The sequence below is a fragment of the Flammeovirgaceae bacterium SG7u.111 genome, assembly GCA_034044135.1.
In the GTDB taxonomy this organism is placed as follows: Bacteria; Bacteroidota; Bacteroidia; order Cytophagales; family Flammeovirgaceae.
This window is the reverse complement of record CP139021.1, coordinates 5,814,222-5,828,000: the sequence shown is the minus strand read 5'-3', so window position 1 is coordinate 5,828,000 and position 13,779 is coordinate 5,814,222. Positions and strand designations below refer to the sequence as shown.

11 protein-coding genes are annotated in these 13,779 nt (G+C 39.3%); 3 read left to right on the top strand and 8 right to left on the bottom strand.

Going from position 1 to position 13,779, the window contains the following annotated elements:
- Window positions 1-211 precede the first annotated feature (211 nt).
- The 3 genes from R9C00_22630 to R9C00_22620 form a co-directional block, all read right to left on the bottom strand.
- Window positions 212-436, bottom strand: coding sequence for a hypothetical protein (locus tag R9C00_22630; protein WPO34500.1), 225 nt, complete (start codon window positions 434-436; stop codon window positions 212-214).
- A gap of 208 nt (window positions 437-644) precedes the next feature.
- Window positions 645-2,120: an RNA polymerase factor sigma-54 gene (gene rpoN / locus R9C00_22625; protein ID WPO34499.1), complete on the bottom strand. Its 1,476-nt coding sequence runs from the start codon at window positions 2,118-2,120 to the stop codon at window positions 645-647.
- Window positions 2,121-2,786: 666 nt separating this feature from the next.
- Window positions 2,787-3,983 (bottom strand): hypothetical protein, encoded by a 1,197-nt coding sequence (locus R9C00_22620; protein ID WPO34498.1) that lies wholly within the window; start codon window positions 3,981-3,983, stop codon window positions 2,787-2,789.
- Window positions 3,984-4,475: 492 nt separating this feature from the next.
- Between R9C00_22620 and R9C00_22615 the strand changes: the two genes are divergently transcribed.
- A complete protein-coding gene (locus R9C00_22615) occupies window positions 4,476-5,522 on the top strand; it encodes a hypothetical protein (GenBank protein ID WPO34497.1) in 1,047 nt (348 codons plus the stop codon).
- A gap of 33 nt (window positions 5,523-5,555) precedes the next feature.
- Here the strand turns inward: R9C00_22615 and R9C00_22610 are convergent, their stop codons facing one another.
- Together R9C00_22610 and rlmN are read right to left on the bottom strand one after the other, a co-directional pair.
- Window positions 5,556-5,996: a MarR family transcriptional regulator gene (locus R9C00_22610; protein WPO34496.1), complete on the bottom strand. Its 441-nt coding sequence runs from the start codon at window positions 5,994-5,996 to the stop codon at window positions 5,556-5,558.
- A 159-nt stretch (window positions 5,997-6,155) separates the two neighbouring features.
- Complete coding sequence (gene rlmN / locus R9C00_22605; GenBank protein WPO34495.1) at window positions 6,156-7,208, bottom strand: 23S rRNA (adenine(2503)-C(2))-methyltransferase RlmN; 1,053 nt, start codon at window positions 7,206-7,208, stop codon at window positions 6,156-6,158.
- A 323-nt stretch (window positions 7,209-7,531) separates the two neighbouring features.
- Between rlmN and R9C00_22600 the strand changes: the two genes are divergently transcribed.
- Window positions 7,532-8,536 carry a methyltransferase gene (locus R9C00_22600; GenBank protein WPO34494.1) on the top strand — a complete coding sequence of 335 codons (1,005 nt, stop codon included), beginning with the start codon at window positions 7,532-7,534 and terminating at the stop codon, window positions 8,534-8,536.
- An 84-nt stretch (window positions 8,537-8,620) separates the two neighbouring features.
- On the opposite strand, the gene R9C00_22595 is transcribed toward R9C00_22600, so the two are convergent.
- Entirely contained in the window at window positions 8,621-9,919 is a 1,299-nt protein-coding gene (locus tag R9C00_22595; protein WPO34493.1) for an amidohydrolase family protein, read from the bottom strand.
- Between the two features lie 96 nt (window positions 9,920-10,015).
- Between R9C00_22595 and R9C00_22590 the strand changes: the two genes are divergently transcribed.
- Complete coding sequence (locus R9C00_22590) at window positions 10,016-10,420, top strand: GNAT family N-acetyltransferase (protein WPO34492.1); 405 nt, start codon at window positions 10,016-10,018, stop codon at window positions 10,418-10,420.
- A gap of 13 nt (window positions 10,421-10,433) precedes the next feature.
- On the opposite strand, the gene R9C00_22585 is transcribed toward R9C00_22590, so the two are convergent.
- Both R9C00_22585 and R9C00_22580 read right to left on the bottom strand, forming a co-directional pair.
- A complete protein-coding gene (locus tag R9C00_22585) occupies window positions 10,434-12,422 on the bottom strand; it encodes a hypothetical protein (protein ID WPO34491.1) in 1,989 nt (662 codons plus the stop codon).
- Between the two features lie 297 nt (window positions 12,423-12,719).
- Window positions 12,720-13,775 carry a nucleoid-associated protein gene (locus R9C00_22580; protein WPO34490.1) on the bottom strand — a complete coding sequence of 352 codons (1,056 nt, stop codon included), beginning with the start codon at window positions 13,773-13,775 and terminating at the stop codon, window positions 12,720-12,722.
- Window positions 13,776-13,779 lie beyond the last annotated feature (4 nt).

The window sequence follows — 13,779 nt, the reverse complement described above, 5'->3', positions numbered from 1 at the left end:
ATCTAATAGTTTTTCCACACCTCCTTTTACCTCTGTAAGGAAAGACCCGGTTTTCATATGCCTTGAAGAATGGTACCTCAGAGAAGGTCCTAATGAAGGGAAAAAATCAAAACGTTTTACTTTAAGGTGAAAAGCAATCTCTCCATCCAAGTTTACCCCATTGTTCTTTTCCGATACAGGTGCTATATAATCGTAGTGTACTTGTTCAGCTTTAATTCCACCTAACCTTGCTTGCCACGGTAAAAAAACGACTTTGTTTGAGTGGTGCTTGGGCGCTAATATAAAAGTGTTTTCCAGGGATATCTCCCCAACCATCGAGTAGCTTTCCATAGCCTATTCCAACTATAAGATTTTCTATGGGGATGAGCTTTTTTTGGGCAAAGGAAGAAGTAGAAGTAAGTGCAAATAATAGGGCAAGTAAAAAAACTGATTTCATAGTTTTAATGTATGAGTTAAAAAAGAGAGTGGTGTGAAGTGGAGTTGAAACTGGGTGTGTGAGAATATTATTTTAATATACACAATGTTTTGTTTTTATCCAAACCTTGTAGCTCTAAAAAGATGGTGTGTTTGGAATTTTGTTATGATGAGGGATAAAAAAAGGCGCAATTTCTTGCGCCTACAGGTAGTGTCTTTTTGGTGAGTATTTAAAGCTCTTTCCTGAGCCTTGCTACGGGAATGCCTAACTGCTCGCGGTATTTGGCAACTGTCCGTCGGGCAATTTGGTAGCTTTTGTCCTTTAGCATTTTTTCCAATTTATCATCGGAAAGCGGTTTACGTTTGTCCTCTGCTTCAATAATATTTTTGAGCACATGTTTCACTTCTTTGCTACTTACATCTTCGCCCGTATCGGTAGTGATGCTTTCGGAGAAGAAAAACTTTAGGGGAAATAAGCCAAAATCAGTCTGAACAGATTTACTGTTTGCCACCCTCGATACAGTGGAAATATCCATCCCAATTTCTTGGGCAATGTCCTTGAGGATCATGGGGCGGAGTTTGCCCTCATCGCCGGTGAAGAAAAACTCTTCTTGATACATGATGATTGCCCGCATGGTTTTTAGTAGCGTTTCTTGGCGCTGTTTAATGGCATCTATAAACCATTTGGCGGCATCGAGTTTCTGCTTTACAAATGTGACTGTTTGTCTCAGCTTTTTGTCTTTTTTCTTATTCTTGCTCTTGTCGTACGAATCGAGCATATCGGCATAAGACCTACTCACCCGGAGTTCGGGGGCATTTTTAGAGTTGAGGGAAACTTCAAGTCGCCCTGCTACTTCTTTTAATATAAAGTCGGGAGTGAGGTATTGGGTCTTGGAGAACGAGCTAATGCTTTCGCCCGGTTTGGGGTTAAGCTTTATAATAATGCTTATAGCATCTTTCAGCTGGCTTTCGGTAAGCCCAATCTTCTTTTCTATTTTGCTATAATGCTTCTTTTTAAATTCTTCGAAGCAAAGCATCACTATTTTGATAGCGTGCTTTACCGTTAGGCTTTCTTGGTCTTTGCGAAGAAGTTGCAGATACAGGCATTCTTGCAAATCTCTAGCAGCAATTCCAGGCGGATCGAAGTGTTGAATTTGCTTTAAAATTGCTTCGATTTCTTGCTCGGTAGTATCGATATTTCTTGTAAAAGCAAGGTCATTTACTATAGCTTCAATATCTCTTCTTACGTACCCATCTCCATCTATACTGCCTATTAATTGTTCTCCTATGGTAAGCTGCCTTTCATCTAGGCGTAAATAGCCCAGTTGGTCGAGCAAGGATTCTGTAAGGGTAGACATGGTAGCAATAGGCATTTCCCTATCTTCTTCTTCCATTCCACCATCACCTTGCATTTTGTAACCGCTGATATCATCACCACTTATATATTCTTCTATGTTGACTTCCTGTACAGGGTCTACATCGGCAAGTTCATCGTAATCATCTGCATAGTCCTCTTCGCTATCGGAGCCAATTGCTTCATCTTCCGGACCTTCGTCTTTTCCTTCTTCTAAAGCTGGGTTAATCTCTAGCTCTTCTTCTATCCTGCTAGAAAGTTCCATGGTAGGTATCTGCAACAGTTTTATAAACTGTATCTGTTGCGGAGATAGTTTCTGCGATAGTGATTGGGTTAAATTGAGTTTTTGCATACAGGTAGTTTTTAGGGATTTTATCGCTCAAGCACCATGTTGCTCTTTTATTAGCCGCAGTAATTGATAATCAATAAACTACAGGAAATAGATTGATAGTATATTATTTAGGTTAAAACTTAATTGAAAAAGCCCTTCGTTAGTTACGTTGACTATTAGATTCATCTATTTGAATATTGACATGTTTTGATGCCAATTGAAAGTTCGAATATTAGTAAAAATACGATACTTTTCCGTATTTGGTTCAAAATTTGTTAGGGATTTTTTATTTTTTTATAAAAACGATTTTTTAACATCCTTATTGGTTTTTGTCCCAAAGTAAATTTTCCACTTCTTCACTTCAGTTTTCTACGTTATTCTAAGCCCAAAGGCTTAGCTTTTTTGGAAACTTTTGTACATAAGGTGTAAAGTGGTTCTGTTTTCTAGCAACCACATTTTTCTTTAAGCTGTTTTAGGCTTTTGCGTACGGCTTTTTTGGGAAGGCTATTTGCCCCAGAAGAATAAAACCTGAAGTTGAATAATTGGTCTTTGCTATGACACCTGTCCTTTGTTTGTGGACAAACATTGTAGAAAACACTTTGGGGTTTCTACTCATCTAACGTATTTATAATAAAAAAAGGAGGCTTTCGCCTCCTTCGGAACAAATAGAAACCATTTAACCAACCCTTATTTTAATTTTCTAAAGTTTCTTACCAATGAAAGGCCAACTGAAGGTGCTACTTGTTTGGTATTAAGTAAATTCATATCTCCTGCCACAAACCCAACTTCGGCCATTAGCAATGTATTTGGCATTACCCAAAGTCCAAATCCTGCTTTTCCAGAAGTATATTTCATATCCGATGTCATCTGGATAGCTCCAGAAACGCCATATTTTTTAGCTTGTAATACTCCTTTCAATCCAAAAATAGGATTCATCACATACGATTCGGGAGTTTTGTTGATAGGAAGCATACCGCCAGTAACCATTACTGCTTTGTGTATTTTGCCAGTATTGAAAGAAATGCCTACTTCTAAAGTTGCAGGGGTGCCTGTAATCTTCTCTAAATCACATTCTTCACATTTTTCATTTATGTTGAAAAAGCCACCTGAGAAACCTACTACTATGCTTTTGTTGCTATACACTGGTGATTCATAGTTTCTTACTTTGCCATCACAAGCCTCTAGCTCGCTCTGAAGCTGATCAACGGCTTGGTTGAGTTTGTTGAGCTTGGCTTCCAATGTTTCCATTTTGTTTTTATATTCCTCGTTGGCAGCAAGTGCTTCGGTGAGCCTAGCGCTTTCGGCAGTACTTTGGTTTTCACTCAAGTTTTGCTCTGCCAATGCCGCTACTTCTTTTTCTACCTTTTTGATATCCTTTTTCCGGGTTGGCTCGAAATCACCATTGTCTTGGATATTAGCAACTCCACCATCACTTTCAGCTACTGTTTCAGGTTCTCTTTTAGAGGATTTTTGTCCTTGTAGCATCATTTTGGGCGTAGCGCCTTCTGCGGCACTGAAAAATTTCTTAGTATCCGAATAGGCTAGTCTGTTTATCCGCTGCGATGCATAAACATATTGCACTCTTTTATCGGTATTTTCTGAAATAAGTGCTATGTATCCATTTTCGGGTAAGGGGACTTGGATATAAGGGTCTTCTTTAAAATAATAGCGTGAATGCACTCCTTCATTATTGGTAACTCTCAGAAACAAGTTCTGGGAGTTCTCCGACTTCAGCATAGCATACACGCTTCCATCACTTTGGGTCATATAAAAATCTACAGGCTCTTCAGGCTGGAAAGACATTCTCCATTTTTGGGCTTCACTTTGATGGGCAAAGAGCAGAAAGAATCCGAAAATAAATAGATAATACAGGTTGAGTTTCATTTCAATTAATACTTTAACATATAGAAATAGTTGCTATTGAAGCAGCTCGTTGATCGGTATTGGTTTTATTGAATTTGTTGTAAGATATTTTTGCTAAAAGGATGGTTGAATTAAGCTAAGTTAGTTGTATAGCACTTTTCAGTTACAGCTTAAAAACGGGGTAGGTATGCAATCATTTTATTAAGAGGTACTTTTTTGTCTTTTACCAAAAAAAGGGTTCTAAATACAATATCTAGTTATTAATTGGGGGTTGTTATTAGTGTTTTTTGCCTAAAAAAAATAAAGTAGGCTATATTACAGTCGGAGAAACATGACGATTATCATCAAAAAGAATGGGGTATTCAAAAGCGAGAGTATTGAAAAAATCGTTTATTTTTACAGAGAGTAAAAACTGCAGTGAAATTAAAGGATGAAGCTATTTTTTTTGAGCTAATTCTGGCACTGATTTTCTTTTATTTTTTTAACTAGAAATAGGCTTATGCCAGCACTTACATGGCAGTAATCACAACCAAAAAACCAGCCTTTGAAATAAGTCCTTACCTAAGGAGCTATTTGATAGAGTCTAACCGGGAAATTTCTGTCCCATTTGCCTACACGGACTTATTCCATTATTCTGGGTCTGTAGCGCTGCAAGACAGCCGAGGCGAAGATACACTTTGGGAAACATTGTTTTATTCGGATTCGGACAGAGAGCAGATTCACCAGGGATTGAAACTTGTTTATGCCCACTTAAAGTCGAGCGGGGATACCTCTGTTTTTGAACATCTTTATATCGATAGAATTGATATTTGCCTCCACGGAAATACGAAACCTTTCCGCATCAGGATAGTGAACAAAATCAATGACCTTTTTGATTATTTTTATGTGAAAGAAGCTGATGCTTCGCGGATTTACGGTCAGGAAATAGAACATTTGCTCTCACCCAATAAAATCAACTATTTGGTAACTGGGAATACGCTTATAGAAGAGCATATAGCTGGTATTCCTGGCGATAAATTTATCCAAGACCACCTCAATGCAGGAGGGGTTCAAGAACACCGTTTGGCAAAAGAGTTTGTGAAGTTCAACGAGCGTTGCTTGGTGCAGCTTTTGGGCGATATGCGCTCCGACAACTATGTGGTAGAGATTATCCCCGATTTTGATGAGGTGTATTTTAGGTTGCGGGCCATAGACTTTGACCAGCATTGCTATGAGGGCAGGCGGGCGATTTATATGCCGCAGTATTTTAAGGAAAACAACCCTATTATCCAGCTAGGGCTTAAGTATATGACTCCCCAGCTCCAAGCTCAATACGAGAAAGAAGAGCGCTCGAGAATAGCGACAAGGATAAAAAGTGCCCAACAGGAGCTAAATGCTCTGCTAAGTACAATGGCAAAAGATACCCTTTCTACACAAGAAAATATTCGCCAGCTACGTGCTGAGCTCAGTGAATTTTATGGAGAAAAAAGCTTTATGCAATGTAAAAATATGGGCGAGATATTATTTATGAACCTCGATATGGTATTTCGCCAACCAAGTAGAAAGGTGTTTGTAGAATAAGCGGAGTTGGAGATAGGAGCTTTCCATCTAAGACTACTGATTTACATCAGGAAGATTTTTGAGGATTTTGGAGAGGATATTTGTGAATTGGGTAAGCTCTTCTTGGTTGAGCGTGGTTTTTACATGGAGGGCAAAAGCTCGGTAAATTTTGTGTTCGGCATCTATGAGCTCCCGTCCCCTGTCCGATACAAATAGATAAAAGATTCGCTGGTCGTCTTCCGATTGGGTCTTGTACACATAGCCTTTTTCTATGAGTTTGTTCACAATAGCAGAAACCGAAGGGCGTGTGATCTGCAGCTCTTCGGCAAGTTTGGAAAGCGTGGGTTTTTCAAGACGCCCTATCAGGTCGAGGTAATAAAACTGATTGATAGTTAGTCGGGAAAACTCATCTTCGCTCAATACCCCTTCTTTGTTCTCTTTGGTAGCTTTGGCTATGAAATCGATGATTTCAAACAAAACTTTTTCCGTCTCCATTGGCTAAGCGAGAAATCTTTAAACAATAATTTTTTTAGATAAAAAGTTACCCAACACGGGCGGTCGTCCAATTTAAAAGAAAAAAAAACAAACTAAAACACCAAGGCTAGAAAGTGTGGTAGTTTCACAGAAGTTTCACATAAAATGATAAAACATCCGCTAACTTCCCTTATTGGCCAATTGCCCACAAGCTGCGTCAATGTCTTTTCCCCTGCTTCGGCGGACATGTACATTTACCCCTTTTCGCTCCAAATAGGCGCTGAATTTATCTAGCTTGTCGGCTTCCGTATTCACAAAGTCTGCCTCGGAAATAGGGTTGTATTCGATGATGTTTACCTTACAAGGGACATGCTTGGTGAAGCGGTAAAGTTCCTCAGCATCTTGGAGTGAATCGTTGAAATTATGGAAAACGATGTACTCGTAAGTAATCGGGTTTTTCGTTTTTTGGAAATAGTATTTTAAAGCATCTCTCAGTACGGGCAAACTATTCTGCTCGTTTATGGGCATGATTTTATCGCGCTTTTCATCGTTGGCTGCATGCAAGGAAAGCGCTAGATTGAACTTCACTTCGTCGTCCCCTAGTTTTTTGATCATTTTGGCAATGCCCGCCGTGGAAACTGTGATCCGTTTTGGGGACATGCCCAAGCCCTTAGGAGAAGTGATAAACTCCACCGATTGCAACACATTTTTGTAGTTGAGTAAAGGTTCGCCCATTCCCATATAAACGATATTAGAAAGAGGCATGTCAAAGTTTTCCTCCGCCTGCTTTTTTACTTCAATTACTTGGTCATAGATTTCTGATGCATCGAGATTTCTGAGCCTGTCCATGTAGCCTGTAGCGCAGAATTTGCAGGTAAGCGAGCAGCCTACTTGGGAGGAAATACAAGCTGTCATTCGGGTGGTGGTGGGGATCAATACACCTTCTACCAAGTGTCCATCGTGAAGCTTGAAAGATGATTTTACCGTGCCATCGCTACTTTTTTGAGACTGGTGGACGGCAACGGGCTTTATTTCAAAGTTCGCTTCCAACATTTCCCTTGTTTTTTTGGAAAGGTTGGTCATTTCGGCAAAGCTTTGGGCAGATTTTTTCCACAGCCACTCATATATTTGCTTGGCTCTGAATGCTTTTTCGCCATTGCTCTCAAAAAAATCGATAATGGCGGGCAAGTCCAACTTGCGTATATCCTTCTTAACAGGTTGATTTTCTGACATAAACATACTATTGTAAGCTGCAAAGGTAGCAACTTTTGGAGGGAAACACCTTGGGTGATGGCTTTGTTTTTGCCTAGAACCTCGCCTTCATATAAAAAGTCTATTGTTTACTATCAAAAAAGACAATGTTCTAACGTATTTTGATTTTGGGGTAGGGGCTTTTGTGTATGTTTTTGTTATACCAAAAACATTAAGAACAATTATTTTTATATGCACAGGTTCAGTGTTAAATATTTGTGAGCTTTATTTATAAGTATACTTTATATGTATATATTCGTTTGTTTTTTATCAGAATCCTTTTTATTAAAAAAAACTTTGTATACATGCATAATCAATTGCCTCCACAAGCTATTTTGAAGGGTTATCTTCCTCAAATGCTATTGACCAAATCACTTAACATTGTTGCTGAATTGAACATTGCCGATATTGTGGCCAATGGGTCAATGTCAGTCGATGAGATCGCACAGAAATGCGAGGCAGAAAGCAAAGTTCTTTTCCGATTATTACGTGTCCTAGTTGATCAAGGTATTTTCATATTCGACGAGAAAGGGTATGTGGCTAATTCGGATGTATCTGAGTTTTTGAGAAGCGATGTGCCGGGTTCGCAACGTAATTTCATCAGGATGATGGGTAGCGACTGGATGTGGACTATTTTTAACCATCTCGATAGCAGTGTAAAAACAGGAGAAAGTAGCTTTAGCCAAGCCTTTCCAGCAGCTGATAATTTATTTCAATATTTTTCGAGTATCAATCCTGAAGGAGGGAAGATATTTTCGCAGTCGATGTCGAGTATGTCTTCTACCTATGACGCTACAGTGGCTGATAGTTATGATTTCTCTGGATTTGATACCCTCTTGGATATTGGCGGAGCGGAAGGTAACTTGTTGAAAAATATTAAACAGAAATCTCCAGAAATCAACGCTGTATTGTTCGATTTGCCACATGTAATAGAGCAGGTGAAAGCGACCGATAGTGGCTTAGCCTATGAAGCAGGTAGCTTTTTTGAAGAGATAAAAACACCGGCAGATTGCATACTCATAAAATATGTGTTGCATAATTGGAAAGATGAGCAATGCTTGAAGATTCTCCAAAATTGCAGAAAATCGATGCGAGAAGGAGGGAAGTTGCTTATAGTAGAAATGTTGATTGATAACGACAAAAGGCAGGTTTTTGAAAAATCAATGGACGTGGTTATGTTGATGTTGTTGCAGGCAGCCGAGCGTACCAGAGAAGAGTTTAGTTCCTTATTGAATGAGGCGGGCTTTAAGCTTACAAGAGTGATCCCTACAAAGTCCCCATTGTATATTTTGGAAGCTGAGTTAGTGTAAATGATGTAAACGCATTTGAACAAGAAAAGGCAAAGCTGCAATTAATGCACCTTTGCCTTTTCTTGTTTCTGGGCTTTTTGTCCGCTACTCTGTATACTTGTAAACTTTCCCTCCTTTCATCACAAACATAACTTCTCCCATTGTGCTTATTTCTTCAAGCGGATTTTCGGGAGTGGCTACTATATCGGCAAACCTGCCAGGCTGGATCGAGCCAAGTTCGTCTTCCATGCGGAGCAGTTTGGCAGCTTCCATAGTTGCCGATTTGATAGCTTCCATCGCTGGCATTCCTGCCTCTACCATGTATCCAAATTCTTTCCAGTTCTCGCCATGGGGGAATACGCCGGCATCCGTTCCAAAAACGATTTTTACACCTCTTTCATAAGCTTTTGCAAAAGTCCCTTGAATTTGAGGACCTATCTCCAACGCCTTGGGAACTACTACAGCTGGATAATAATTAGGGATTTTAGCTTTTTCAGCTACCGACTTACCTGCCGTAATGGTCGGCACGAGGTAAGTTCCTCGTTCTATCATCAAATCCATCACTTCTTCCGTCATTTTTGTACCGTGTTCTATCGAAGTAATTCCTGCAAGTACTGCACGTTTCATGCCTTCAGCTCCGTGTGCATGAGCCGCAGTGATCATGTTGTAGTCCTTGGCGGTTTCAACAATAGCTTTAAGCTCTTCCATGTTGAACTGGGGACTTTGCCCGTCTTTTGCCACGCTCAGTACGCCACCCGTAGCAGTTATTTTTATCACATCAGCCCCATTTTTGTAGCGTTGGCGAACGGCTTTTCTCGCATCTTCAGGGCTGTTCACCACCCCTTCGGCAGGGCCAGGGTCGCCCATTAGGCTCTTTTTCATTCCGTTGGTAGGGTCGGCGTGTCCGCCTGTGGTAGCAATTGATTTTCCGCTGGTAAAAATTCTAGGACCAACGATATAGCCAGCATCTACGGCTTTTCTCATGGATATATTTACCCCGCTTCCGCCCAAATCGCGCACGGTGGTAAAGCCTGCCATTAGGGTACGTTTCGCATAAACAGTAGATTCAAAGGCAATATCTGCCTCATTTTTCCGAAAACGATCCATGTAGCGAGTAGGACTGGTTTCCTGTTCCAAATGCACGTGCATGTCCATGAAGCCAGGCATTACCGTTTGGGAAGAAAGGTCTATCAACTTATCATCGTCACCCGGCTTTTTGAAGCCTTTTTGCACCGAAATAATTTTTTCTCCTTCCACCACTATTGTCATCTTTTTTTGTGCTTTGTCGCCCACGCCATCTATCAACTTTCCACAGTGGATATAGGTTTGTTGGGCAAAAGAAAATTGACTGCTGAGAAGAAGTAGGGCGAGTAGTGTTAATAGGTTGTTGTAGTTTTTTTTCATGAGTGGGGGGATTTATCGTTAAATAAAATTTTTCATTCTCTATAAATATAGATTGTTTTAAGGCTATTAAAAGTACACATCCTAAAAATCCTGCAAATGATAAAGATAAGTGATGCTAGAGAAGTGAGCCAAGAAGAAATAGTAGCCTTATACGAAGCAAATAAATGGTCGTCGGCCAAGAAGCCCGACGAACTTTATAAAGCTTTGCTAAATTCCGATTACTTGGTGACCGCTAGGGATGCTGGAAAACTTGTGGGAATTGGAAATGCGCTTTCCAATGGATATTTGGTAGTATATTACCCACATTTGTTGGTGCTTCCCGAGTACCATGGGAAAGGTGTTGGCAAGATGATTATGAAAAAGTTTGCCCAAAAATACGGACACCTCCACCAGCAAATCTTAGTTGCCGATGGAGGTGCCATTCAATTTTATGAAAAATGTGGGTTTGAAAAAGCTGGGGAAACCCAGTCCATGTGGATTTACAAGGGTGGGGATCATTAAGCCCCGCCTTTTCTTACTCTACGTCTATTGTTGTAATAGCCCATTCATCTAGGTAGTACGAACTACTATTGTTTTTCCTCAACAATACATAGAATTGGGTTCCGGCCTCATTAAAAAAACCAAATTGTCCTAAAGAGTTGACTACTTTTCCCCTGCCTACATTAGCTTCTGATTCTTCAAAAAAACCAGGTAGCCTTACTTCATTCTGTTTTGTCAGATATTCTGCATCATAAAATGCAATCGTGCTAGAACTGTAGGAGTCCCCAAGGATTCCAGCTGCGATATTATTCTTCGAATTATAATCAAAAGCTATAAGATTGGCATTATAAGACCCATCTTTCCCTTGTAAACGTCCATAATACTTCATGTCTGAATTTTGATCTGTAGAGGAGGTAAATATAGTTCCACTTTGACCAAAGATCTTTTCTCCATCATCTGAGATCCACATATTGCTACCTATTGAATAGTTGCTATTGTAGTAGTAGGTATTTCTGACCATAGCTCCACCAGCAATATTTAGCTTATTCCAATAAGAGTACGAATATCCAAGTGTATATATATAATCTTGAGTAGGATGCAATTTTGCAGTTCCCCAATAATAAGATCCGCTACCGTAAATCACTGTATCCCTAGACAAGTCATAGCTGGCATAGTTATTATATGAGCTTGATGATCCCTTGAATGTATAGACCCAGTTGTTGTCAGGTGAAATAATAATGTCATCAATATTAAATTGTATGTGCTCCGTAAACAAGGTCGTCATTTTGCCCAAATCAACATAACTAAACCTGCCATCATGACCTACAACAGCATAATTACCATCCTTACTGACTGAGACACAGAACGGGTACATATTCAGCGGCATGGATGTAAAGGTTTGGGTAGAGGGGTCATATTTTAACAACTTATTTGGCGATGTGGTTACCGCAATTACGACATCGTTGCGCCTATCATATTCAGCATCTATTATTTGACCATCGATTAATGTTTTTGACTCCTTGTAGTCATATATCTTAACAGGGATATCTAACCCGTACTCTTCTCCATATTTTATCTTAAAGCTGGAGGCGGTCAAATTTTCGGTGAGGTTTGAGCGATCGATTGTGAGAACTAGCTCGACGGTATCTCCAACTGCTATTGAGCCCGAATTAATGTTTATATTTAAATACTCTTCTACATCTGCTAACTCCCAGTTAACTGCCTTGTTCCCAGTATTTACAAACTGTACAGTATCTTTTTGTTCGGTAAAGTCAAAAACTAAATCATAATACCATGGGGATGGCCATACTCTCGATAGTCTAGATACTTCTGGAACAATAATATCAAAAAATACAGCAGTATCGCCACCAATAGCATTAGATACTAAAGGTACATAAATGCTTTTAGTGCCAGGTGTTGTTAAACTATCTCTATTAATATATGCTCCTACACTTATTGCTCTATCCTCAGCAATTGTTCCATTATTTATATCAAAGCTTATCCATGGAATAGTGTTGTCAAGTTTCCAGTTCAAAAAACCAGTTCCTTCATTTGAAATTGTAAATCTCTTGTAAGATTCCGTTTCATCAATTGTAACAGGTTGTTCTGTGATTTTTATTTGAGGTTTTGCATCTATATAAAGCTGAACTTCCGAGAGAGCTTTTCCTGCACCACTGGTAATGATTTCAATAGTACCGTCATGCTTTCCTATATCAAGTCCTTCAGGGTTTGATATCACTTCTAATTCTAAGATACCTTGGTTTATCTCACCAGTTAAGGTCTTTATTTCTAACCACTCAGGTTTGGAACTAACAGACCATGTGAACTCACTGCCGCTCGGTTGTGTAGAAAGGCTAATTTTACTGGTATCGGTATCGTTGAAGTATAATTTGCCAGGGGACATTATAATCTGAGATAAAGTAGGCTCTACTTCTTCTATTACAGGCTCTTTCTCATCACAGCCAGAAAAAATAATTATTGAAAGAAACATCAATAATAGCTGACTTGTCAATATTTTTTTCATGATAAAAATTAAGGTTGTTTATATGTAATTATTCTTTAAATTTTTAACGTTGTGTTTTTTGTAAAAGCATATAATAAGCTATAAATATTTTACAGTGCGATGTTTGAGGTTTCTGTTTGCAAATATTTGCATATCTCTCTTGTGAATTACATTAAGTTTTAATAAACAAAAAACACCTCCACCAGCAAATCTTAGTTGCCGAGGAGGTGCTATTCAATTTTATGAAAAATGTGGCTTCGAAAAAGCCGGGGAAACACAATCAATGTGAATTTATAAGGGTGGGGATCATTAAGGATTCTACTCCTTTTCCTCGTTGTAAAAGAGTTTATAGTACTTCATTCCTTTTTCCTCGTCGAAGCCTTGCTCTACGTTTTCCTTGTTTCCATGAATATAGACGTGGAAGTTTTTGTCAAGCTTCAATACGCTTTTGAAGAACTTATTGGTGCTTTTTACCGCATTGGGGGAGATATTGAACTCTTCAAAAACGGGCTGTTCAGCTCGCTCTGGTCGTTCTTTGTACTCTTCTTTGTACTCTTTAAATGCTTCAATTATTTCTGGTTGTTGGATCACTTCTACCACAAACTCTTCTTCCGAAAAGTCTTCTTTTTCTTTGAAATACTTCGCTGAGTCGTTTTTGATGGCAACTTTTGAGAGCTTGTCCACGCCTTTTTCCTCTGTAAGTACTTCGTCCACAAACTCCAGGCACATGTTCATGTAGTTTTGGGTGTGGTAGAAATTTTCGTCACGCAATTTCACTTTTAGGAATGCATCTAACCAATACTGTGCTTCTGCTCCTTTGTTGAGGTTATCTACAATGCTTACTTTGTAGCCATGCTCCTGCTCAGTATTGAAAATAAGGCAACCTTTGTCCAGTTTATTGATGTTTATACCTTCTTCTCCACTTACGTCAAAGCTATTGTCCGTTTCATATACTTTGATGAAGGTTTCCTTATTCTCCGACTTGAATAAACCAATGGCATCGGCAATTTCGTCTTCTACTATGCAATCTTTGAAATAGACCACGTAGAATTCACCACCTTTTATTTTTGGGTGGGTCGATTCTTCGTAAAGCAGCTCGGCAATAGCCCTAGAAATAGGCACCAAATCACTTTCGTTATCAAAAAGCCTTTTCACCAGCTCAAAAACACTATTCCGTCCTTCCGCTTTCTCCAAGTCGAAATGGTAATAGGTTTCGGTTTTGAAAGGGGTAAGAAAGAAATGTTTGAGTAATTCTTCTACCTCAGGGGCAAGGTTTACGGCACGCTCCGAGAGCGACAAATATTCTTCGTGGGTTTTGTTTCCCACAAAATGGACTACTAATTCTCCGAAGCTGAGGTTTTCGAAACTTGGCATATAG